General features: G+C 70.1%; 20 protein-coding genes. 9 read left to right on the forward strand and 11 right to left on the reverse strand.

The genetic code is table 11. From position 1 onward, the window contains the following. Positions 1-2 precede the first annotated feature (2 nt). The 4 genes from ACAM52_RS25605 to ACAM52_RS25620 form a co-directional block, all read right to left on the reverse strand. Entirely contained in the window at positions 3-2,114 is a 2,112-nt protein-coding gene (locus ACAM52_RS25605; RefSeq protein ID WP_369644920.1) for a CHAT domain-containing protein, read from the reverse strand. Between the two features lie 226 nt (positions 2,115-2,340). Continuing rightward, complete coding sequence (locus tag ACAM52_RS25610) at positions 2,341-4,530, reverse strand: catalase (RefSeq protein WP_369644921.1); 2,190 nt, start codon at positions 4,528-4,530, stop codon at positions 2,341-2,343. 29 nt (positions 4,531-4,559) lie between these two features. Further along, positions 4,560-4,718 (reverse strand): hypothetical protein, encoded by a 159-nt coding sequence (locus tag ACAM52_RS25615; protein ID WP_167394958.1) that lies wholly within the window; start codon positions 4,716-4,718, stop codon positions 4,560-4,562. A gap of 157 nt (positions 4,719-4,875) precedes the next feature. Continuing rightward, positions 4,876-5,868, reverse strand: a complete 993-nt coding sequence (locus tag ACAM52_RS25620; protein WP_369644922.1) for a succinylglutamate desuccinylase/aspartoacylase family protein — start codon at positions 5,866-5,868, stop codon at positions 4,876-4,878. 163 nt (positions 5,869-6,031) lie between these two features. On the opposite strand from ACAM52_RS25620, the gene ACAM52_RS25625 reads away from it, so the two are divergent. Then, positions 6,032-6,265, forward strand: coding sequence for a hypothetical protein (locus ACAM52_RS25625; RefSeq protein WP_159273654.1), 234 nt, complete (start codon positions 6,032-6,034; stop codon positions 6,263-6,265). Here the strand turns inward: ACAM52_RS25625 and rpe are convergent. After that, positions 6,255-6,950 (reverse strand): ribulose-phosphate 3-epimerase, encoded by a 696-nt coding sequence (gene rpe / locus ACAM52_RS25630; protein ID WP_369644923.1) that lies wholly within the window; start codon positions 6,948-6,950, stop codon positions 6,255-6,257. The two genes, ACAM52_RS25625 and rpe, sit on opposite strands and share 11 nt — an antisense overlap. 60 nt (positions 6,951-7,010) lie before the next feature. Here rpe and apaG point away from each other — a divergent pair, with 60 nt between their 5' ends. The 4 genes from apaG to ACAM52_RS25650 all read left to right on the forward strand — a co-directional run bounded on the left by apaG (position 7,011) and on the right by ACAM52_RS25650 (position 11,990). Further along, a complete protein-coding gene (apaG, locus tag ACAM52_RS25635) occupies positions 7,011-7,406 on the forward strand; it encodes a Co2+/Mg2+ efflux protein ApaG (RefSeq protein WP_062481013.1) in 396 nt (131 codons plus the stop codon). Positions 7,407-7,528: 122 nt separating this feature from the next. Beyond that, positions 7,529-9,502 (forward strand): site-specific recombinase, encoded by a 1,974-nt coding sequence (locus tag ACAM52_RS25640; RefSeq protein WP_369644924.1) that lies wholly within the window; start codon positions 7,529-7,531, stop codon positions 9,500-9,502. After that, complete coding sequence (locus ACAM52_RS25645) at positions 9,499-10,770, forward strand: cation:proton antiporter (RefSeq protein WP_062480997.1); 1,272 nt, start codon at positions 9,499-9,501, stop codon at positions 10,768-10,770. The genes ACAM52_RS25640 and ACAM52_RS25645 overlap by 4 nt, the downstream gene beginning before the upstream one ends. After that, positions 10,767-11,990, forward strand: coding sequence for a YbdK family carboxylate-amine ligase (locus ACAM52_RS25650; RefSeq protein ID WP_095743380.1), 1,224 nt, complete (start codon positions 10,767-10,769; stop codon positions 11,988-11,990). The genes ACAM52_RS25645 and ACAM52_RS25650 overlap by 4 nt, the downstream gene beginning before the upstream one ends. 9 nt (positions 11,991-11,999) lie before the next feature. Here ACAM52_RS25650 and ACAM52_RS25655 read toward each other — a convergent pair whose 3' ends face one another. After that, positions 12,000-12,977: a GlxA family transcriptional regulator gene (locus ACAM52_RS25655; protein WP_369644925.1), complete on the reverse strand. Its 978-nt coding sequence runs from the start codon at positions 12,975-12,977 to the stop codon at positions 12,000-12,002. A gap of 106 nt (positions 12,978-13,083) precedes the next feature. On the opposite strand from ACAM52_RS25655, the gene ACAM52_RS25660 reads away from it, so the two are divergent. Beyond that, the gene (locus tag ACAM52_RS25660) at positions 13,084-13,713 is read left to right on the forward strand and encodes an isochorismatase family protein (protein WP_369644926.1); all 630 of its coding nucleotides are present in this window, start codon (positions 13,084-13,086) and stop codon (positions 13,711-13,713) included. Positions 13,714-13,726: 13 nt separating this feature from the next. On the opposite strand, the gene ACAM52_RS25665 is transcribed toward ACAM52_RS25660, so the two are convergent. Both ACAM52_RS25665 and ACAM52_RS25670 read right to left on the reverse strand, forming a co-directional pair. Further along, positions 13,727-14,512: an SGNH/GDSL hydrolase family protein gene (locus tag ACAM52_RS25665; protein ID WP_369644927.1), complete on the reverse strand. Its 786-nt coding sequence runs from the start codon at positions 14,510-14,512 to the stop codon at positions 13,727-13,729. Between the two features lie 82 nt (positions 14,513-14,594). After that, positions 14,595-15,734, reverse strand: coding sequence for a helix-turn-helix transcriptional regulator (locus tag ACAM52_RS25670; RefSeq protein WP_369644928.1), 1,140 nt, complete (start codon positions 15,732-15,734; stop codon positions 14,595-14,597). Positions 15,735-15,870: 136 nt separating this feature from the next. Here ACAM52_RS25670 and thiL point away from each other — a divergent pair, with 136 nt between their 5' ends. Further along, a complete protein-coding gene (gene thiL, locus ACAM52_RS25675; RefSeq protein WP_369644929.1) occupies positions 15,871-16,827 on the forward strand; it encodes a thiamine-phosphate kinase in 957 nt (318 codons plus the stop codon). Between the two features lie 156 nt (positions 16,828-16,983). Here thiL and ACAM52_RS25680 read toward each other — a convergent pair whose 3' ends face one another. Further along, positions 16,984-17,709, reverse strand: a complete 726-nt coding sequence (locus tag ACAM52_RS25680) for a DUF3053 domain-containing protein (protein WP_139702156.1) — start codon at positions 17,707-17,709, stop codon at positions 16,984-16,986. Positions 17,710-17,771: 62 nt separating this feature from the next. Beyond that, positions 17,772-18,671, reverse strand: a complete 900-nt coding sequence (locus ACAM52_RS25685) for a LysR family transcriptional regulator (RefSeq protein WP_095743373.1) — start codon at positions 18,669-18,671, stop codon at positions 17,772-17,774. Between the two features lie 99 nt (positions 18,672-18,770). Between ACAM52_RS25685 and ACAM52_RS25690 the strand changes: the two genes are divergently transcribed. Then, entirely contained in the window at positions 18,771-19,787 is a 1,017-nt protein-coding gene (locus ACAM52_RS25690) for a Bug family tripartite tricarboxylate transporter substrate binding protein (RefSeq protein WP_369644930.1), read from the forward strand. Positions 19,788-19,807: 20 nt separating this feature from the next. Continuing rightward, positions 19,808-21,520: an FAD-dependent oxidoreductase gene (locus tag ACAM52_RS25695; RefSeq protein ID WP_369644931.1), complete on the forward strand. Its 1,713-nt coding sequence runs from the start codon at positions 19,808-19,810 to the stop codon at positions 21,518-21,520. Here the strand turns inward: ACAM52_RS25695 and ACAM52_RS25700 are convergent. Then, positions 21,517-22,977 carry an MFS transporter gene (locus tag ACAM52_RS25700; RefSeq protein WP_369644932.1) on the reverse strand — a complete coding sequence of 487 codons (1,461 nt, stop codon included), beginning with the start codon at positions 22,975-22,977 and terminating at the stop codon, positions 21,517-21,519. The genes ACAM52_RS25695 and ACAM52_RS25700 overlap by 4 nt on opposite strands. Positions 22,978-23,057: the final 80 nt, after the last annotated feature.

Consider the following 23,057-nt stretch of genomic DNA (forward strand, 5'->3'; position numbering starts at 1 on the left):
GGTCAGCTCCCCACCGTGAGGCGCCAGTTGCCGATCAGGTTGAACGGCGCCCAGAAGAAGGGGTGGGACATCTTGGGGTCCTTCAGCACGGCCAGTTGTCCGGCCTGCATGGCCTTTTGGATGTCGCGGCCCTTGGCGAGCTCGCCATACAGCGTGCCCATGAGCACGGCGGTGGCGTCGTCCGACACCGGCCACAGCGAGGCGATGAGGCTGGAGCTGCCGGCCGAGAGGAACGAGCGCGTGAAGCCCAGCACCTCGTCGCCCTGCGCGATGCGCCCCAGGCCCGACTCGCAGGCCGAGAGCGTGACCAGCGCCGTGCCGTCCATCGGCAGCGCCAGGATCTCGTGCGCCTCGAGAAAGTTCTGCTTGCCGCCTTCGTTGGCCAGCAGGATGCGCGAGTACAGCGGATCGACCTCGTCGGCCTCGGCGTGCGCCGCCACGTGCATCAGCGGCGAGCGCGAGGCCACGTCGCGAAACTGCGTCTTGGTGGCGGCCGCGCCCATGTACACCGTGTTGCGCGGGAAGAGCTGCGCGAGTTGCTTCACCTCGGTCTCGGCGCCGGGCAGGTCGTACTTGTCCTCGATGCGCGGATTGCCGAAGGCCGTGAGCGACGCGTTCACGCGCGGCGTGCGCTGCGCCAGCTGCACCGCGATGCTGATCGACGGCGCCACCGACACCGGGTGCGTCTCGATGAGGTAGCGCCCGTCCAGGCGCAGCGCCTGGAACGGCAGGTAGTGCAGCGGCCCGTGCGGCACCACCACCACGCGCTGGCCCGGCACCAGGCCCAACGGGCCGAGCAGCGCGGCGCCCAGCTTGTCGGCGTTGGTGATGGCCGCGCGGCGGCCACGCACGATCGAATTGCGGAAGGTCTCGACCAGTTCGGTGAGCTCCTCGCGCTTCACCGCGATGCGCTTTTCGACAATGCTGTCCGGCCCCACGACCCAGACCATCAGGCGGTCGGGCAGCGCGTGGTACTGCACCACGCGCTCGTCGGCCGCCAGCGTGCGCTGCAGCGCGGCCACGCCGACCGTGCCGGCCGACGATTCGCTGAGCTTGGCGCGCCCGCGCACCGCATCGAGCAGCGCGCGCGAGCGGCTGTGCTCGCTGACCTCGAAGGCGCGTTGCGGATCGCCCGCTTCGCTGTACACCGCCACGCCACGTTCGAACACCGACTGCAGGTCGGAGAACAGGCCCATCTTCACTTCTTCGCTGCGAAAGCGCGCGCGCACCTGGTCGACATCGGCCAGCGCGCGGCCCGCGGCCTCGGCCGCAGCCTGCTTCTGGCCCAGCGCGAGTTCGCTGCGCGCCACGCCGTCCCAGGCCCAGAGCCGGTAGTAGGCGGTGTCGGTGCCGACCTGGCGCGTGGTGAGCGCGCGGTACTTGTCGCGTGCCTCGGCCGGCTTGTTCTCGGCCAGCAGCAGGCGGGCGCGCGTGCGTTCGAGCTGCGCGGCCAGCGGCGCCTCGCGCGGCTCGGCCATGTCGCCGAGCACCTGGCGCGCGCGTGCCGCGTCACCCGATTCGATGAGCGCGTTGACCAGCGAGGCCTGCACCAACGGTGCGTAACGCGGCGAGCTGTTGGCCAGTGCCTCGTCGTAGCTGAGCACCGCGCCGGCGAAATCGCCGCGCCGCGTGCGCACGTCGCCGATCACCTTCTGCACCGGGCCGACCACCAGCTTGGGGTCGCGCGCGGTGTGGCGCAGCGCTTCGCGCGCGAACTCCTCGGCCTTCTCGAGCTGACCCGAGTAGCTGTAGACGATCGCCAGGTCGCGGTTGGCCACAGCGCGCAGGTTCGGGTCGCTGGTGGCATTGGCCAGGTGCAGCGCCTTGCTTGCGGCGCGCACGCTCTGGCGGAACTCGCCCGCCTCGGCCAATGCGACCGCCTGGCTGCAGTATTGATAGCCCGAGAGCTTGACCGCGTCCTGCCCGTAGAGCACCGCGCCTTCGCTGGTCAGGGCCAGCAGCGTGTCGGTGTCGGCCAGCCGCGCCTGCGCCATCCGGTCGGCCGCGGCCTCGGCATTCGGGCCGCCCGCCACAGTGGCGGGAGTTGCAGGTGGTGGCGCGGGACGTTGTGCCAGCGCCGAAGGACCGCCGGGGCCCAGAAGCAGCACACCCACCAGGCCGACCGCACCGGCAAGACCGGCACGGCGACGCGCCGGATGCGCACATCCCCATCTCGAAAACCACGCCATTGAACCCCCTCGACCCATGCACTCGCTGCCGCGAACGCTCGACGCCGCGGGAGTGCGCGCCGTTCAGGCCTCGTGGGAAAGTCTAGGAGCGGGTGTTCACCTCGCCTATTCGCAATACGGTCTAGCGCAAATGGCGTAGAGCCGGTTCACGCTAGGCGGGCACGCTGTCGATGTTGAGTCGGTCCCAATGCCGGTGCTTCGCAATCGCCGCAATGAAGTCGTGCGCGATCTGCGTCGCCGCCGTGGCGTCGCCCAGGTTCGTGACCGGCGTCTCGGCCACCACCACACCGGCCGGCGCCTCACCCTCGGGCGTGACGCCCAGCGTGGCCAGCAGCTGCACGCCCTCGCCCACCGCGCAGATCGCCTTGCAGTGCTTGTAGGCCTCGAGCACGAAGTGCACGGCATCGCCCTGCGCCGCGAGCGCGGCGGCGCCCTCGACACCGGCGGGCACGAGCACGGCGTCGAACAACACCGAGGCGGTGTTGGTGAAGGTCATGTCGACATCGATCTGGCGCTTCGACGCGCTGGCCACGGTGCCGAGCTTCGGACCCACCACCTTGCACAGCACGCCCACCTGCTCGAGCGCGTCGCGAATGGGCTTGAGCGAGGCCGAGTCGACGCCGTCGGCCACGAGGATCGCGACCTTGCGCGTGCGCACCACGCCGTCGGCGCTGCCGTCGCTCATGCGCAGCGCTGGCGATTCGTCGATGGGCAACTCGATGCGATGTTCGCGAAAGCCCGAGTACCCTGCGGCCGCTTTCGCGTCGGGCTCGCCGATGCCCAGCGGCTCGGCCACGCGGCGTGCGAGTTTCTCGTCCACGTGCGCGAGGTTGTCGACCATGCGCTGGCGGATGGCGGGCACTTCGAGCTTCGACAGCTCGAAGCGGAAGGCCGCGACGATGTGCTCCTTCTCGGCCATGCTCTGGCTGTTGAAGAACAGGCGCGCCTGCGTGAAGTGGTCGTCGAACGACGGGCTGCGGCGCCGCACCTTCGGCGACTCGATCTCTTCGGGGAACGACTGGAAGCCGTGGCTGCCGCCGTCCACGCGGAACTCGGTGCCGCTGCCCAGCGTGTTGGGCTCGTAGGCGACCTGGCCGCGCGCGATGGTCTGGCGGTGCATGCCGTCGCGCTGCATGTTGTGGAACGGGCACACGGCCTTGTTGATCGGCAGCTCGTGGAAGTTGGCGCCGCCCAGGCGCGAAATCTGCGTGTCGGTGTAGCTGAACAGGCGCCCCTGCAGCAGCGGGTCGTTGCTGAAGTCGATGCCCGGCACGACGTGGCCCGGGTGGAAGGCCACCTGCTCGGTCTCGGCGAAGAAGTTGTCGGGGTTGCGGTTGAGCACCAGCTTGCCGATGCGCTGCACGGGCACCATCTCTTCGGGGATCAGCTTGGTCGGGTCGAGCAGGTCGAAGCCCAGCGATTCGGCCTTGTCGGGCGCGATGAGCTGCACGCCGAGCTCCCACTCGGGGAAGTGGCCCTGCTCGATGGCCTCCCAGAGGTCGCGGCGGTGAAAGTCGGGGTCCTTGCCGGCGATCTTCTGGGCCTCGTCCCACACGAGGCCGTGCACGCCGAGCTTGGGCTTCCAGTGGAACTTCACGAAGTGGCTCTCGCCGCGCGCGTTGACGAAGCGGAAGGTGTGGACGCCGAAGCCTTCCATCATGCGCAGGCTGCGCGGAATGGCGCGGTCGCTCATGGCCCACATCAGCATGTGGGTGCTCTCGGGCATGAGCGAGGCGAAGTCCCAGAAGGTGTCGTGCGCGCTCGCGGCCTGCGGCATCTCGTGGTGCGGCTCGGGCTTGACGGCGTGGATGAGGTCGGGGAACTTCATCGCGTCCTGGATGAAGAACACGGGGATGTTGTTGCCCACGAGGTCGTAGTTGCCCTCGCGCGTGTAGAACTTGACGGCGAAGCCGCGCACGTCGCGCACGGTGTCGGCCGAGCCGCGCGAGCCGGCCACGGTGGAAAAGCGCACGAACACGGGCGTCTTGGCGTCCGGGTCCTGCAGGAAGTCGGCGCAGGTGTACTGCGACATCGACTGGTAGACCTGGAAGTAGCCGTGCGCCGCCGAGCCGCGCGCATGCACGGCGCGCTCGGGAATGCGCTCGTGGTCGAAGTGCGTGATCTTCTCGCGCAGGATGAAGTCTTCGAGCAGCGTCGGCCCGCGCACGCCCGCCTTGAGCGAGTTGTGGTTGTCGGGAACCTGCAGGCCCTGGTTGGTCGTCAGGTGCGTGGGGTGCTCGGTGGTGAAGCCTTCGAGCTGCAGCTGCTTGGCGTTGGCGCCGTCACCGGTCTTGGCGGTGCTGGCGCGGCGGCCTGCGGCGGCCTTGTTTTGGGGGGACATCGGGGTTCTGGGCATCGATGCGGGTCGGCTCAGCCGGCCTCGTTGCTGTTGCCGCTGCCGATGAAGATGTCGAGCACGTTCACCACGGCGATCAGGCCAATGCAGGCGGTCACGGCAGCCACCGCCCAGATCAGGATGTCGTCGCCCCAGGTGCCCATGAGCGAATCGAACAGTGCCGAGATTTCCATGATGTTTTTCCCTCCGAGAGAAGCGGGGCCGCAAGCCGGCAAATCCGCAAAGAGGAAGCTTAGGTGGGGCCCGGTGCGCGGGCCGTAGTGGCCGCCCCTCCCCGTCTGTGGGAGAAGGTGGGCGTCACCGGTAGGAGGGCGCCGACAGGCGCGAGCCTCAGGCGGTCGGGTCGAGCACGCGCTCGCTGGGCCGCGCGAAGTAGAACCACTCGGCGCCCGGCAGCGCCATGGCGTTGGGGAACACGATGAAGCCGTCGTCGGGCGCGCTGACCAGCGTGCCGTCGTGCCGCATGCCCACGGGCTCGCCACGCTGCACGGGGTCGAAGGTGGCCCAGTCGCGCACGAAGCTGTCGTCCTCGTGCAGGCGGTCGGTCACGCTGGCCAGGCGCAGCAGCTGGGGCGGCTGCGGGGGCGCGGCCGACAGGCCCGGCGGCAGCGCCGCCATGCCCAGCAGCGCGAGCGTGCGGCGGATGGCCGCCCACGCCACCTGCGGCGCCTGCGGGTCCTGGTGCTGGCCGCATTCGAGCGTGACGCCATAGCCGCCGCAGCTGCGGATGTACTCGTTGGTGCCGCGGCCGAAGTCGATGGCGGCCTCGTCGACCGCCGCGCCGCGCTGCGCGAGGCCGGCGGCGTAGATGTCGAGCCAGCCCTCGACGACGATAGGCGTGCCGATGTGCAGCGCGAGCCGGCCTTCTTCCTGCGCGCGCGCAAAGGGTTCGAGGCTGCCGCTGTTGTCGCGCGGGCCAATCATCGCGAAGGCCTCGCCCTCGCTCTGGAAGGAATGCAGGTCGAGCAGCACGTCGTGGCGCGCGATCACGGGCGCCAGCCGGTTGGTGATGCGGGCCTCGTAGTCGGCCGGTGTCTCGCTCGGCCGGAACAGGCGGTTGAGGTTGCGCTGGCCCTCGCGCTGCAGGCGCCGCCGCGCGAGCGGGTTGGCCACGGGCACGAGCGTGAGTTCGCCGCGCAGCAGGCGCAAGTCGCCGGCATCGAACTCGGCCAGCACGCGCTGGATGCCTTCGGTGCCGCAGGTCTCGTCGCCATGCACCCCACCGATCACGAGCAGGCGCGGGCCGGGGTTCAGCGACGCGAAGGCATGCAGGCGCAGGCTGTCGGTGGCGGTTGCGGCGTCGTCGAAAAGCGGGGTGGGCATGCGGGCGATTATGCGGAGGCGACTCCGGCCGCGCAAAAGACAAAACCCCGGGATGCGGCGGGCGCGCAGCGCGAACCTACAGCCGCGCCCTGGCCTGTCCTACCGCCCCGTGGCGGGGCGCCGCGCAAGCTGGCGCCAGACCCGAACTTTGAAGGAGCACACGATGGCCCAGCAACCGCGCAAGGACAAGAAGGACACCACCCGCGTCGCACAGGACGGCGAATCGGCGCCGCGCCTGCCGCACGAGCGCGACCAGTCGTCGGACAGCCAGGTGATGCAGGACGGCCAGCCGCCCGAGAAGGGCCGGCGCGGCTACGAGGATGTGGAACGCGGCGTGGTCGACACCGACCGCGGGCTCACGCCCGAGCGCACCGCCGACGGCAAGGTCAGGCCTTGACGGTGGCCAGCTGCTGGCGCATGTCGCCGATCACCGCGCCGTAGTCCTTGGCGTTGAAGATGGCGCTGCCCGCCACGAAGGTGTCGGCGCCGGCCGAGGCCACGCGGGCGATGTTGTCGGCCTTGATGCCGCCGTCCACTTCCAGGCGGATGTCGCGCCCGCTCTGCTCGATGCGCTTGCGCGCCTGCTCGATCTTGCGCAGCGCCGAGTCGATGAAGCTCTGGCCGCCGAAGCCGGGGTTGACGCTCATGATGAGGATGAGGTCGATGTCGTCGATGGCCCAGTCCAGTGCCTCGAGGCCGGCGCCGGGGCTGAACACCAGGCCGGGCTTGCAGCCGGCGGCCTTGATGGCCTGGATGCTGCGGTGCACATGGGTCGAGGCGTCGGGGTGGAAGCTGATGTAGTCAGCGCCCGCTTGCGCAAAAGACGCGGCCAGCGCGTCGACTGGCTGGATCATCAGGTGCACGTCGATGGGCACGGGCGTGCCGTCGGCGGTCTTGGCGTAGGGCTTGAGGGCCTGGCAGATCATGGGGCCGAAGGTCAGGTTCGGCACGTAATGGTTGTCCATCACGTCGAAGTGGATCCAGTCGGCGCCGGCCGCGATCACGTCGGTCAGTTCCTGGCCGAGGTGCGCGAAGTCGGCGGAAAGAATGGAGGGCGCAATGCGGAACGGGGTGCTGCTCATAACCCCGGATTCTCGCAGCCGCCGGAAGTCCGAGGAAAGGCCTCCGTTACCATGCGCCCCATGTCACACAGCCCCTTCAGCGTACAGGTCGAACCGCGTTACCTGGCCGACCAGTCCTCGCCCAAGGACAACGTCTACACCTTCTCCTACACGATCACCGTCACCAACGTGGGCACGGTGGGCGCGCAATTGATCGCGCGCCACTGGCTCATCAACGACGCCTCGGGCCATGCGCAGGAGGTCAAGGGCCTCGGCGTGATCGGCCAGCAGCCGCTGCTGGCGCCCGGCGAATCGTTCCGCTACACCAGCGGCTGCCGCCTGCAGGCGGCCAGCGGTACCATGCACGGCAGCTTCTTCGTGGTGACCGAAGAAGGCGAGCGTTTCGACGTGCCGGTGCCCATGTTCGTGCTCGAGGCCGACATTGGCGGTGCCCCCGTCTCGCGCGTGCTTCACTAGGTACTCCCCCAGGCTTCGCGCACTTCGTGTCGCTTCTCCTTCCCCCTCGCCGGGGGCAACACCAGCGGCCCGGCTGAGCCGGTTCCGCGGTGTTCCCCGCACTGATCCGTTACGAATTCATCATGGCTGCTGCATCTCGCGACTTGCAGGGGCTGCTTGCCGGCCTCGACCCCACGGCCGATGTGGCGCAGCGCCACATCTGGCTCATCAACCTCTTCGACTGGCTGCGCGGCGACCGCGCCTCGCCGCAGGCCGCCATCGGCCGCGTGCAGTTGCTGCTCGACGCCGTCGAGGCACGGCCCGAGCTGTGCGAACGGCTGCGCGCCTGGTGGCGCGCCTTCACGCAGTCGGTCGACCTCACGGCGCTGCTGGCCGACTACGGCTTTGCGCCGCGCACCGCCTTCCTGAGCGAATTCGGCGAGCGCATGCGCCGCAAGATATTGCCCGGCACGCCCGAGACCACCGACGCCTCGGACCTGTTCCGGCTGGTGCTGCCCGGCGTGTTCGACGCCGGCTGGATCGCGCTGCTCGACGACACCCGGCTCGCGCGAATCGGCGCGCTGCTGGCCGACGCCGCGCCCATGCCCGACGGCTCGGCGCGCTGGCGCCACACGGTGATGGACGCCGTCACCTACTGCTGCAGCCAGGTGGTGGCGACGGGTTTTTCGCCCGAGCTGCGACTGCGCATCAGCCCCGAAGCCGGCGAGGCGCGCCCTTTCCACGCCCTCATGGCCGACCTGGACGCGCTGCGCGAGCAGATGTTCGCCCTGCCGCGCGACGAAGAGTCCCTGCAGGCCGCCTTCGTGGCCTTCCGCGACCGGCTCGACGCCTGCCGCTCCAGCGCCTCGTCGGTCTACACGCACCTGGAAGACAACGGCATCTCGGTCGGCCTGGTGTTCCGGCTGCGCCAGCTGCGCGAGCGCGTGCTGCGCATCCGCGAGCTGCTCGACTGCCTGATGTCGCCCGTGCCGGGGCCCAGCATGGCGCGGCTGGTCGGCAAGCTGGTGCTGGCGGGCGGCGAGCGCAACAGCATCCGCGCGCTGATCGCCTCCAACTCGTCGATGCTCGCGGCCAAGGTGACCGAGCGCAGCGCCGAGACGGGCGAGCACTACATCACCCGCGACCGCCGCAGCTACCTGCAGATGGTGAAGAAGGCCGCCGGCGGCGGCGCCTTCACGGCGCTGACGGTGCTGGCCAAGTTCGGCATCTACGCGCTGGCCCTGTCGGCCTTCTGGAGCGGGCTGGCCGCGGGCCTCATGTACGCGGCCAGCTTCGTGGCGATCCAGCTGCTGCACCTGACGCTGGCCACCAAGCAGCCGGCCATGACCGCGCCCGCCATGGCGGCGCGGCTGCGCGACATCAAGTCGGACGACGCCGTGGACCAGTTCGTCGACGAAGTGGCCAACCTCGTGCGCTCGCAGGTGGCGGCCGTGCTGGGCAACGTGCTGCTGGTGGTGCCGGCGGTGGGCCTGCTGGTGCTGGGCTGGCAGGCCGCGCTGGGCCGGCCGCTGCTGGACGCGGCGCATGCGGCCTCCACGCTGCATTCGCTGTCGCTGCTCGGACCGACCGTGCTTTTCGCGGCAATCACCGGCATCCTGCTGTTTTCGTCCAGCATCATCGCCGGATGGACAGAAAACGCCTTTGTCCTGCATCGCCTGGACTCCGCCATGCGTTACAACCCTCGCATCGGCGCCTTTCTCGGTGCCGCCCGGGCCCGTCGCTGGGCCGCCTTCATGCGCACACACATCTCAGGCTTCGCCTCCAACATCTCGCTGGGACTCATGCTCGGACTGCTGCCCGCGTTCGCGGGCTTCTTCGGGCTCGGGCTGGATGTGCGCCATGTCACGCTGTCGGCCGGCCAGATCGCGGCCGCGGCGGCATCCATCGGGCTGCCGGCACTGCACCAGCCGGCCCTGTGGTGGGCGGTTGCGGCGATCCCGGTGATCGGCGCGCTCAATGTGAGCGTGAGTTTCTATTTCGCTTTCCGGCTGGCGCTGCGCGCGCACAGCGTGAGCCTCGGTGACCGCGCCCGCATCCGCAGCGCGATCTGGGCCCGCTGGCGCAGCCGGCCGGTGAGCTTCTTCCTGCCTACATGAACCTGACCGCACTCCTCGCCGAACTCCAGGGCTTCTGGGCCGAATGGGCGCGCCCCTCGGCCGGCCTGCCCACCGTGCTCTGGGCCCTGCTGGTGGCCGCCGCCGCGGCCTCCGGCCACCTGGTGCAGCGCTACCTGGGGATGCCGAAGGTCATCGGCTATTCGGTGGTGGGCGCGGTGGTGGGCTTTGCCGGCTTCGAGGGCGCGATCTGGCCGCTGCGCGGCATCAGCCTGTTCCTGCTGGAGCTGGGCGCGGCCGTGGTGCTGTTCGAGGCGGGCGGACGGCTGCCGCTGCGCTGGTTCCGCCACAACCCGATGGTGCTGGTGCAGAGCCTGCTGGAGGCGGGGCTGACCTACTTCGGCGTGTACTGGATATTGATTCTTCTGGGCCTGCCCGAGCCGGTGGCCAACCCCATCGCGCTGATGGCGATCGTCGCCTCGCCGGCCGTGCTCAGCCGCGTGATCATGGACACCCGCGCCGCCGGCCCGGTGACCGAGCGCGCCATGACGCTGGCCACGCTCAACACCTTCTACGCCCTCACGCTGGGCTACGCGCAGGCCGGCCTGATCGAGCGCGCACCGCAGTCGCTGATGCTCAAGCTCTACCCGGTCGCGGTGGTGCTGGGCATGTCGTTCGTGGTCGGCGCGATCATGGCGCTGGCGCTGCGCTCGGCGCTGCGCGTGATGAGCCCGAACAGCGAGAACACCTCGATCCTGCTGCTGGCGATCATCGCGGCGGGCGCGGCGCTCACGGCCCACATCGGCGGCTCGGCGCCGCTGGCGGCGCTCATCGGCGGCGTGCTGCTCAAGACGCTCAACCCCAAGCCCTGGGCCTGGCAGCGCCAGCTCGGCACCGCCTCGTCGCTGCTGACCATGCTGATGTTCGTGCTGGTGTCGATGGTGGCGGCGCAGGCCGACTGGACCCTGCCCGTGGCCAGCGTGGTGCTGGCCGTGATCGGCGTGCGCCTGGTCACCAAGATCTCGGGCGTGGCCATTGCCAACCCGGGCAGCGGCGCCAGCTGGAAGCAGGCCTTCTGGGTCGGCTGCGCGATGACGCCGTTGTCGTCGATCGCCCTGCTGATCGCCTCCAATTTCGCCTCGGCCTCGCCGCTCCTTGGCACCATGATCACGCAGGTCGCCCTGCCCTCGATCCTGCTGATGGAAGTGATGGGCGCCGTGCTCGCCACCGTGGCGATCCACGCCGTGGGCGAGAGTTCGGTCCCCTGGACGCCACAGGCCTTCAGCACCACGGAAGACACGCAGCGATGAGCAGCAGCAACAGCAACCCCACCTCCGTCCTCCCGATCGACCCGGACAGCGACGACGTCCGCTCTGCGCCGCTGCCCGCCGATCCGGCCAGCCGCGCCGTCAAGCTCGAGCCCTTCAACAAGTCCGAAGCGCTGTCGCTGGGCGTGGAGCTCGAGCTGCAGCTCGTGAACACGCACGACTACGATCTCGCGCCGTATGCCGAGGACATGCTGCGCCTGATGGCCCAGACCCCGCTGCCCGGCAGCGTGGTGCCCGAGATGACCTCGAGCATGATCGAGATCTCGACCGACATCTGCCACTCGGCGCAGGACGTGATCACGCAGCTGTCGCCGATCCGCGAGGCGCTGATCAAGAACGCCGACAAGCTCAACATCGCGGTGGTCGGCGGCGGCACGCACGCCTTCCAGCAGTGGCACGAGCGGCGCATCTACGACAAGCCGCGCTTTCGCGAGCTGTCGGAGCTGTACGGCTACCTGAGCAAGCAGTTCACCATCTTCGGCCAGCACGTGCACATCGGCTGCCCCGACGCCGATTCGGCGCTGCTGATGCTGCACCGCATGTCGCGCTACATCCCGCACTTCATCGCGCTGTCCGCCTCGTCGCCCTTCGTGCAGGGGCAGGACACGCAGTTCGACTCGGCGCGGCTCAATTCCGTGTTCGCGTTCCCGCTCTCGGGCCGCGCGCCCTTCACCACGAGCTGGAAGGAATTCGAGGCCTATTTCGAGCGCATGACCCGCACCGGCGTCGTGCGCAGCATGAAAGACTTTTATTGGGACATCCGTCCCAAGCCCGAGTTCGGCACCATCGAGATCCGCGTGTTCGACACGCCGCTCACCATCGAGCGCGCCGCCGCGCTCGCGGGTTATGTGCAGTCGCTGGCCGCGTGGTTCCTGCAGGAGCAGCCCTTCGAGCCGAGCGAGGACGACTACCTCGTCTACACCTACAACCGCTTCCAGGCCTGCCGCTTCGGCCTGGACGCGGTGTACGTCGACCCGGCCAGCGGCCAGCACATGCCGCTGCGCGACCACATCCTGATGACCATGACCCAGCTCGAATGGCACAGCGAGGCGCTCAACGCCACGCAGGCGCTGGGCGAGCTGCGCACCAGCGTCGAGGCCAACCGCAACGACGCGCGCTGGCTGCGCGAGAAGCAGGGCAAGGAACGGCTGCTGGCGGAAGTGGTGCGCCAGGCCTCGCTGCGTTTTCGCGGCGCGGCCTGAGTTCGCGGGTCAGGCCGCCACGGCCTCCTGCGAGAACTGCCGGCGGTACACCGTCGGCGACACCTTGAACGCCGTGGCGAAGTGCTTGCGCAGCAGCACCGCCGAGCCGAAGCCCGCATCGGCCGCCACGCGCTCCACCGAGCGGTCGGTCGTTTCGAGCAGCCGCTGCGCCAGCGCCAGCCGCTGGTTCTGCAGCCACTGGCCGACCGTCGTGCCCGTCGATTCGCGAAAGCGCCGCGTGAAGGTGCGCCGGCTCATGAGCGCGCGCTTGGCCAGGTCATCGAGTTCGTGCGGCACCTGCAGATGCCGCCCCAGCCATTCGAGCAGCGGCGTGAGCCGGTCGCGCTCGGCCGCTGCCGGCACGGGCTGCTGGATGTACTGCGCCTGACCGCCCTGCCGGTGCGGCGCGACGACCATGCGCCGCGCGGCCCGGTTGGCGGTGTCGGCGCCGTAGCGCACGCGCAGCAGGTGCAGGCAGCAGTCGATGCCCGCGGCCGTGCCCGCCGAGGTGAGCACGTTGCCGTCGTCCACGTACAGCACCTCGGGCTGCAGCACGACCTGCGGGTACTGTTTGGCAAACGCCGCGGCCAGGTGCCAGTGCGTGGTGGCGGGCCGGCCGTCGAGCAGGCCGGCCTCGGCCAGCACGAAGGCGCCCAGGCACAGCCCGACCACGGTGGCGCCGCGCCGGTGCGCCGCCTGCAGCGCGCGGATGAGCGCGGGCGGCGCGGGCCGGCCGTCGTCGCGCCAGGACGGCACCACCACGATCTGCGCGCGGCGGATCGCCTCCAGGCCGTGCGGCACCACGAGCGTGAAGCCCGCGTTGGTGGCCAGCGGCCCGGGCTCGGGCGCGCAGACCTGCACGCGAAAGCGCGGCGCGCCGGTGTCGGTGCGGTCTTCGCCGAACACCATGCAGGGCACGGAGAGGTGGAAGGGGCTGATGCCGTCGAAGGCCACGACAGCGATGGTTTCAACGGCAGAGGAGCGCATGGCCCGATCTTATCGATGAATGGCTTTCGGGCCACTGTCGCAAAACCCGTGGTGCGCGAAGAATCGAGCCATTCCAGACACACACAACCACCGAAGGAGATACCCCATGAGCCAGTCCGCACCGCGCCGCGCCCTCGTCGTCATCGACGTGCAGAACGAATACTTCGAAGGCGGCGGCCTGCCCATCGAATACCCGCCGGTCGAGAGCTCGCTGCCGAAGATCGCGCAGGCCATGGACGCCGCCCGCGCGGCCGGCGTGCCGGTGGTGGTGGTGCAGCACCACGCGCCGAAGGGCGCGCCGGTCTTCCAGGCCGACAACTTCCACGGCCAACTGCACCCCGAGATCGCCCAGCGCCCGCGTGACCACCTGGTCACCAAGGCCTTCCCGAGTGTCTTCACCGGTACCGACTTCGCCGACTGGCTCGCGCGCCACGAGATCGACACGCTGAGCGTGACCGGCTACATGACGCAGAACTGCGACGCCTCCACCGTGTTCGAAGCCATGCACCGCGGGCTGAACGTGGAGTTCCTGTCGGACGCCACCGGCGCGCTGCCTTACGAGAACGCGGCAGGCCGCGTGAGCGCCGAAGAAATCCACCGCGTGTTCAGCGTCGTGTTCCACAGCAACTTCGCGGCCGTGGCGACGACCGACGTGTGGGTCGCTGCACTGAAGAGCGGTACAGCGATCGAAAAGGACAACGTGGTCATGTCCAACCGCCGCGCGCGCGGCGTCTGAACTTCACAAGAGTTCAAGCCAGACTCAACGGCTGCAGCACGGGCTTCCAGCGCTCCACCGCGATCTTCTTGAAGCCGCGGCCGTTGGGGTGCAGCTCGTTGGCCCAGTCGGTCGGGCCCAGCGTGCCCCGGCTGTCCACCACGTGCAGGTGCTGCGGGTCGCCCGCGGCGATGTTCTGCAGCATGCCGTGGAAGCCGTCGATCAGGTGGTCGACGCAGGGCTTGAACAGCTCGGGCGCCACGCCCGCGTCGACCAGCGCCGGGCGCAGCCAGCCTTCGCGCCCGAACAGCGCCTTGCCCGTGGGCGGCGCGTAGTCGTAGCTGTGCATGACGATGTGGCAGTCGACGCTGGTGCGGGTGTAGATGAGGCCGATGAGCGCGCGGTACTGCTCGTCCATGTCGACAAGGAACTGGTCGAAGCCGCCCTTGCCGTTGCGAAAGCACTGCGCGGCCTGCGTCTCGCCCGTGCAATCGGACTTGAGCAGCGGGCGCAGGTCGTTGAAGCCCGCGAAGTCGTTGCCGCCGCCGCTGATGAACACCGCCGACAGCGTCGACCCGTACAGGCGCAGCGACTCGCGCACGGCGTTGCGGTACTTGCCCTCCACATAGTCCTGGGCTTCCGCGCCGTTCATGCCCTTGGCCAGGATCACGTGGCCGCGCGCGCCGACCACGTCGCCCAGGAAGTTCAGCAGGCTGCCGCCCGGCAGCGGGTACCAGAACCACGAATCGCCGAAGGCGAGGATGGTCGCGGTGCCGTGCGGACCCATCTGCATCTTGGTCTCGTCCCAGTAGACAGCCATGGCGAACTCCTCGTGTAGAGGGCGCCATGGTTCTCGCAACCGCCGCGCGGCGCCATCCCCCGTTCGCAGTAGAACCTGCTGCTCAGTCCCGCAGCGATTGCACCAGCAGCACCAGCTCCGCCTGCCGGTGGCAGTCGGTCTTGCGCATCACGTTGCGCAGGTGGCTGCGTGCCGTGTGTTCGGAGCAGTGCTGCGCGGCGGCGAAGTCCTTCACGGTCTTGCCGCTTGCCAGCAGCAGCGCGAGCCGCGCCTCGGTCGGGCTCAGGCCGAGCAGGCTTTCCAGCTGCCGCGGCTCCACGGGCGCCGCCTCGGCCGGATGGGCGAAGACCACGAGCGCCCGATGGCGCTGGCGCAGCACGGCCAGCGGGTGCGAAGGTTTGAGCGGCAGCACCGTGATGCGGACCACGCTGCCGGCCACGGGCAGGTGCAGCACGCCGGCCCGCGCGCCGCCGGCCGGGGCGCAGGCCTCGCGCACCCGCTGCTCGAAGGCCGACTGCAGCGCGGACGACGCGAGCCGCAATCGCCCCTGCGCGCTGTCGAACAGGCCGCCGCGGCCCGCGCAGGCCGCCGCGCGGGTGTTCAGGTGGTCGATGCGGCAGGCCTCGTCGACCACGGCGATGCCCTGGGGCAGCGCATCGAGCGCCGACAGCCCGGTGGCTGCATGCTCGCCCAGTTGCATCATGCGGGCGCGCAGTTCGCTGGCGCGCACCAGGTGCGGCGACAGGCGCCGGCAGAAGGCCTCGCTCTCGGGACCGTAGGGCGCCTCGGCCCGGGGACGGATGAAGCCGAGCACTTCGCGCGTGTCGTCGTCGGCGCGCAGCCCCATGGCGAGCGTGTGGCGCAGGCCGAGCGGCGCGAGCCAGTCGACATAGATCGGGCTGCGCGAGAGCGTGCGCGCGCCGAAGTAGGCGTGGTCGGTCACCGGCGTACCCAGCGGGGCGTTCACCGGCATCTGCATGCGGATGTCGTCGCGCGCCAGGTGCTGCTCGTACTCGCGCACCTTGTCGGGCGGGCTCTCCAGGTTGGCGAGCCCCGCGCCCACCACCGAGCAGTCGGTGCGGCGCACCGTGAGCGTGTGAAAGCAGGCGGCGCCGAGCACCTCGCGCATGGCATCGAGCGCGTCGTACCAGTCGCCGGGACAGGTGATCCCGTCGTACAGCAAGGCAACGATCCGGTCGGTGTCTGCCTCTGCGGACACGCCTCCCTGCACGATGGCTGTCATGGCGGCCTCCTCCTGTTCGGACTTTCGGTGTATCCGCTTGCATAACGGTATTACAAAATGCTTCCAGTGTCAGCCCCCATTTCCCGTGGGCGCCGCGGCGGGCGGCCCCGCGCCAGGTCGTTATGCTCTCGCACCCATGGGTGAATTCGACCTGATCACACGCTATTTCAAACGTCCCGCCACGCGCTCGCCGCTGGGCGTGGGCGACGATTGCGCCTTGCTCGCGCCGGCCGCGGGCATGCAGCTCGCCGTGTCCTCCGACATGCTGGTGGAGGGGCGGCACTTTCTCTCGACCGTGGAGCCGGCCCGGCTGGGCCACAAGGCGCTGGCCGTGAACCTCAGCGACCTGGCCGCCTGCGGCGCGAAGCCGCTGGCCTTCACGCTGGCGCTGGCATTGCCCGGCGTGGACGAGCCCTGGCTCGAAGGTTTTTCGCGCGGTCTGTTCGCGCTGGCCGACGCCCACGGCTGTGAGCTGGTGGGCGGCGACACCACGCGCGGCCCGCTCAATATCTGCATCACCGTGTTCGGCGAGGTGCCGGCCGGCGCCGCGCTGCTGCGCTCGGGCGCGCGCGCGGGCGACGACCTGTGGGTGAGCGGCTCGCTGGGCGATGCGCGGCTGGCGCTCGAGGTGTTCCGCGGCACGCTGAGCCTGCCCGCCGAGGCCTTCGCGCAGGCGCGCGCACGCATGGAACAACCCACGCCACGCGTGGCGCTGGGCCAGGCGCTGCGCGGCATCGCCACCTCGGCGGTGGACGTGAGCGACGGCCTGATCGGCGACCTGGGCCACATCCTCGCGGCCAGCCGCGTGGGCGCCACGCTCGATGCCGACGCCACCACCGCGCTGATCGCGGTCGACACGGCCGGCCTGCCCACCGAGGCGCTGCGCACCTGCGCGCTCTCGGGCGGCGACGACTACGAGCTGGTGTTCACCGCGCCGGCCTCGGCCCGCGATGCAGTCCTGCAGGCCGGCGTGAACAGCGCCACGCGCGTGACGCGCATCGGCCGCATCGAAGCGGACGCGGGGCTGCGCATCGTCGATGCGAGCGGCGCGCCGGTGTCACAGCGCTTCGGCTCGTTCGACCACTTCGTCTAGGGCCTGCTCACCCTATTTCTGGCGCCGCGAAGGCCTGCCCCAGCGGGCCAATCAAGGCGCGCGACGCCGCATGTGCATATGCCCATGCAAGGAGCGCAACGCCGAGTGGCCCGCTGGGGCAGGCCTTCGCGGCGCCAGAAATAGGGTGAGCAGGCCCTAGGAGCCGCGCATCACCGCGCGCATCTTGTCCTGCGCGGTGTTGATCGCCGCCGACTGCTTGCCCATTTGCTGCGCCATCTTGTTGAGTTCGTCCCCCACGGCCGGGTCGGTCACGGTGAGCGTGCCGCCGGAAACCCGAAGCTTCGACTTGTTCTTCTCCATGAAATCGGCGATGGCCAACGCACTGTCGATCACGGCGTCGACCGGAGGGAACACCTCCTTGAACGTGGTGGCGGGCGTGGTCACGGTCTTCTCGTAGGCCTTGGCATAGACCTGCTTCAGGTCGTCGGGCTGCTTGAGTTGCGCGCGTGCCGCATCGGCCTTGGCCAACTGCTGATCGAGCGCGGTGCGAAGGCCTCCCAGGCCCTCCTTGGCGGCCTTGAGATCGTCACGGCGTGCCGGCAGATCGACGAACGAGCGCAGCGCGCCCTTGTTCATGACCTGCGTCATCGGCTGGCTCACCGACTTGTTCATGCCTTCGTTGAAATCGGTGATCACCGCGTAGTGCTGCGCGTAGTCGCCGAACGAGGCTTTTTCTTCGGCGGTGGGCGTGGGCACGCGCAAACCGGGCTTGTCGAGCACGCGGGTCTGCAGGTAGGCGATGAAGGCGCTGCGCTGCTCGGCCTCCTTGTTGCCGCAGGCCACGAGCAGCATCGACAGCATCAGGCCGAAGGCCAGGACCAGCCATGCGGAAGAGAAACGGGACCGTGTGGTTGTTGTCATGGGGCACCTGCTTTCGCGCAAAGAAAAAGACCGGCCAGCATACGACCGGCCCGCCCCCTCGGCTACTGCAGGCTCTGCTTCAACGCCTCGATGAACGCCCGCGCCGCCGCCGACAGCGAATGGCCGCGCTTGGTGACGATCGAGATGTCGCGCACCACGCGCGGGGCGCTGAGCACCTTCACCACCAGCACCGGGTTCTTCTCGGCGCGCGCGAAGGCCGACGGCATGATCGACGCGCCCATGCCCGCCGCCGTCATCCACAGCGCGGTGGACAGGAAGGACACCTCGTTCACCACGTCGAGCGTCACGCCCGCCTCCGCCGCCGTGCCGTCGATCAGCGGGCGCACGCCGTAGCCGGGGCGCACGGTGATGACGGGGTGGCGCCCCAGGTCCGACCAGCGCACCACGCGCGCCTTGGCCAGCGGGTGGTCGGTGCGGCACACCACGGCGAGGTGGTCGCGCATGAGGCGCTGCACCTCGACCTCGGGGCCGGGCCGCTCGGGCGTGCCGATGCCGAAGTCGACGTGCTCGCCGAGGATGCGCGACAGGAACTGGTCGGGCGCGCAGTCGTTCACCAGCACGCGAACTTTCGGGTGCTGCTCGCCGAAGGCGCGCAGCGCATCGGGCAATAAAAACCCGGCCAGCGTGGGCGTGATCGCCAGCGTCACGCGACCGCGTTCCAGCGTGGCGAGTTCGCGGAAATCGGCCGACAGCGAATCGACGTCGCGCAGCACGCGCTCGACGGTGGAAATCATCTGTTCGGCTGCGGCCGTGGGCTTGAGCGCGCGCGTGGTGCGGTCGAACAGGCGCGTGCCCAGGCCCTCCTCGAGCTGGCGGATCAGCATGCTCACGGCCGACTGCGTGACGAACAGCCGCGTGGCCGCGGCGCCCAGCTTGCGCAGCTGGTAGACCGCGAGGAACGCACGCAGCTGGCGGATCGTAGGACTGAAGTTCGTATTCATCAGAAAATTTGAAAAATCATTCGGAATTTCTTGATTTACGAATGAATGCTGCCATCGTTCAATCTCCGATCAAAGCACCGAATTCAAGGAGAGGCCCGAATGACAGCACCCATCGCCCGCGGCATGCACGCATTTCGTGGGCGACGCAGGCAACTGCTGTGGGCCGTGGCCGGTGCGCTGGTGGCCGGCACCGCCCTGGCACAGGCCCCGGCGGGCGATTTCCCCACCAAACCGATCCGCATGGTCGTGACCTTCCCGCCCGGCGGCAGCGCCGACGGCGTGGTGCGCATGCTGGTGCCGCGCCTGAACGAGAAGCTGGGCCAGCAGGTGGTGGTCGACAACCGCCCCGGCGCGGGCGGCAACGTGGGGCTGACGCTGGTGGCCAAGGCGCCGGGCGACGGCTACACGCTGGGCGTGGGCGCGGCGGGCGCGCTGGCGGCCAACGTGAGCCTGTACTCGCAGATGCCCTTCGATCCGCAGAAAGACCTCAAGCCCGTGGGCATGCTGGCGGCCATTCCCTTCGTGCTGGTCGGCCATCCCTCGGTGGCCGCGAAGACACAGCGCGAACTCATTGCGCTGGCCAAGGCGAAGCCGGGCACGCTGTCGATCGGCCACGGCGGCAACGGCACGGCCATGCACCTGTCGGCGGCGCTGTTCAACCAGATGGCGGGCACGCGGCTGGTCGAGGTGCCCTACCGCGGCTCGGGCCCGGCGGCGCTCGACGTGCTGGGCGGGCAGATTCCGCTGGCGGTGGTCGACCTGCCCTCGTCGCTGCAGCAGATCCGCGCCGGCAAGCTGATCGCCTTTGCCGTGACCAGCCCGCAGCGCCTGCCGATGCTGCCCGAGGTGCCGACGGTGGCCGAGGCCGGCCTGCCGGGCTACGACTCGACCGGCTGGTTCGGCGTGGTCGCGCCGGCCGGCACGCCGGCGCCGGTGGTGGCGCGGCTCAATGCCGAACTCAACGCCGCGCTCGGCGACGAGCAGGTGAAGACCGCGATGCGCGCGCTCGGCGTGGAGCCGGCGCCGGGCTCGGTCGAATCCTTCGACAGCTACATCCGCGCCGAGACGAAGAAGTGGGCCCAGGTGATCCAGGACGCCCACATCAAGCTCGACTGAACGACAGCCAACAGAGAGACATGACGAAGACCGCCGACACCTCGATGCAAGCCGACGTGCTGATCGTCGGCGCCGGCCCCGTGGGCCTCACGCTGGCGATGGACCTGGCCTCGCGCGGCGTCTCGGTGATCCTGTGCGAGACGCGCCGCTTCGCCGAGCCGCCGAACGTGAAGTGCAACCACGTGGCCTCGCGCACCATGGAGCAGTTCCGCCGCCTGGGCGTGGCGCAGCAGCTGCGCGATGCCGGGCTGCCGGCCGACCACCCGAACGACGTCGTGTTTCGCACCACGGTGACGGGCACCGAGCTCACGCGCATTCCCATTCCGTGCCGGCGTGACCGCTACACCGAGACCGAGGGCCCCGACGCGTGGTGGCCCACGCCGGAGCCGCCGCACCGCATCAACCAGATCTACCTCGAGCCGATTCTGCTGAAGCACACGGCCGCGCTGCCGGGCGTGACGCTGCTCAACCGCACGCGCTTCGAGCGCTTCACGCAGGATGCCGAGGGCGTGAGCGCCATCGCCACCGACATGGACAGCGGCGCCACGCGCAGCATCCGCTGCCGCTACATGGTCGGCTGCGACGGCGGCAGCTCGCCGGTGCGCAAGCAGATCGGCGCGAAGCTCGAAGGCACGGCCGTCATCCAGCGCGTGCAGTCGACCTTCATCCGCGCGCCGCAGCTGCGCGACATGATTCCGGGCAAGCCCGCGTGGTCGTACTACGCGATGAACCCGCGCCGCTGCGGCACGATGTTCGCCATCGACGGCCACGAGACCTGGCTGGTGCACAACCACCTGAACGCCGAAGAGCCCGAGTTCGACTCGGTCGATCGCGACACCTCGATCCGCGAGATCCTGGGCGTGGGGCCCGACTTCCACTACGACATCATCAGCAAGGAAGACTGGATCGGCCGGCGCCTCGTGGCCACGCGCTTCCGTGACGGCCGCGTGTTCCTCGCGGGCGACGCCGCGCACCTGTGGGTGCCCTACGCGGGCTACGGCATGAACGCCGGCATCGCCGACGCGCTCAACCTCTCGTGGCTGCTGGGCGCCTGCGTGCAGGGCTGGGGCGACGAGGCCATCCTCGACGCCTACGAGGCCGAGCGGCTGCCGATCACCGAGCAGGTGTCGCAGTTCGCGATGGACCATGCGCAGAAGATGATCCGCGCGCGCCGCGCCGTGCCGCCCGACATCGAGGCGCCCGGCCCGGCGGGCGACGCGCAGCGCGCCGAGATCGGCCGCGAGGCCTACGCGCTCAACGTGCAGCAGTTCTGCTGCGGCGGGCTCAACTTCGGCTACTTCTACACAGGCTCGCCGATCATCGTGCCCGACGGCGAGCACCGCGCACCGCCGTATTCGATGGGCGAGTTCACGCCCTCCACCGTGCCCGGCTGCCGCGCGCCGCACTTCTGGCTGGCCGACGGGCGCTCGCTGTACGACGCCTTCGGCCCGGGCTACACGCTGCTGCGCTTCGACCGCAGCGTGGACGTGCGGCCGCTGGAACGCGCGGCCGCCGCCTACCGCATGCCGCTCACGGTGCTCGACATCGAGACCGCGAGCCTGCCCAAGGCCTATGCGCACCGCCTCGTGATGTGCCGCGCCGACCAGCACATCGCGTGGCGCGGCGCACACCTGCCGGCGGATGTGTATGACCTCGTCGCCACCTTGCGCGGCGAAACGCGGCGCGAACGTGGACGCCGGCGCGCCCTCGCCTGGGAAGGCGTTCTGGCCTAGCGCCGCGCCACCGCGCGCCACGCCAGCCAGGCGGCGATGGCAGGCGCCAGCGCGAAGACCGTGAACAACCAGATCGCGGCCGAACGCGCACCGTCCACGCCGCCGGGCACCGTGAGCCCCGCCGCATTCGCCACCAGCCCGGCCACGGCCGCGCCGACGGCCATGCCATAGAGCTGGACGGTCGTGATCGACGCAGACGCCAATCCTTCTTCACCGCGCGGCGCCAGCGCCATCACGCGCGTCAGCAGGTGCGGCCAGCCGATGCCCACGCCGAAGCCGACCGCGGCCAGCGCCACAGCCACGAACGCGGTCTCGACATTGGCGTCAAGCGCACCCGGCGTCGGCAGCAGCCACGCGAGCGCCAGCAGACCTGCCGTGCAGACCACCGGCCCAGCGCGCAGCATGCGGTCGGCGCCCGCGCCATTGCGGCCCGACGAGGTCAGCGAGCCGATGCTCCAGCCGCCCGCCATCGCCGCCGTGAGGTAGCCCGCCGCGAGCGGCGTGTGGCCGTGCAGCAGCTGCAGGAAGTAGGGCACGAAAATCTCGGTGGTGGTGCCGATCAGCAGCAGCGCGACGCTCGCGTAGATCGCGCCCAGCGGCGTGCCGAGGGCATAGGCGCCGGTCGGCAACAGGCGCACGGCGCCGGCGCGGCGGTCGATGCGGGTGGCGGCGAAGCCGATGGCCAGGCCCAGCGCCACGCCCACGGCCTGCCCCGCGAGGCCGGGCCAGAAGCCGCTGGCGGCAATCACCAGCACCGACAGCGCCAGCAGCGCGATCTGCGGCGCCGGCACGCGCGGCATCTGCGCCGGGCGGTCGTGCCGGATGCCGGCCGCGGGCCGCAGCTGCACCGCCACCAGCAGGGCCTGCGCCGCCGCCACCGGCAGCAGTGCCCAGAAGGCCCAGCGCCAGTGGCCGGCCTGCGCGAACAGCCCGCCCACGGCCGGCCCGCACAGCGTAGCGACGCCCCACATGCCCGACACCAGCGCCACCGCGCGCGGCCACAGCCGCGGTTCGAACACACGCTGGATCAGCCCGTAGCTCAGCGCCGCCAGCAACCCGCCGCCCAGGCCCTGCACCGTGCGCCCCGTGAGCAGCCACGGCATAGCCGGCGCCAGCGCGCAGCCCACCGAGCCGGCCGTGAACACGGCCAGCGCCGTGAGGCAGGCGCCGCGCGGCCCGCGCGCGGCCAGCAGCCGCACCGAGAGCGTGGCGCCGAGGATCGAGCCGACCACGAACAGGGTCGTGCTCCAGGCGTACCAGTCGAGCCCGCCGATCTCGCGCACCACCGAGGGCAGCACGGTGGTCACGATGTGGACGTTGACCGCGTGCAGCGCGACGCCGCCGGTCAGCGCCAGCGCGCGCCAGCCGTTGCGCCCGCTGAACAGCTCGCGCCAGGCGGCGGTGGGCGGCGGCGCGCCAACGGCGGCGGCATCGAGGGAAGAGGAGGAGGACGACATGAGAACGAAGGGGAACGCCAAAGGAGCCTGGATACTAGGCGGCGCCCCTCAATTAAACAAGCTATTGCTTTGATAAATAG

Source organism: Variovorax sp. V118 (assembly GCF_041154445.1).
Classification (GTDB): Bacteria; Pseudomonadota; Gammaproteobacteria; order Burkholderiales; family Burkholderiaceae_C; genus Variovorax; species Variovorax boronicumulans.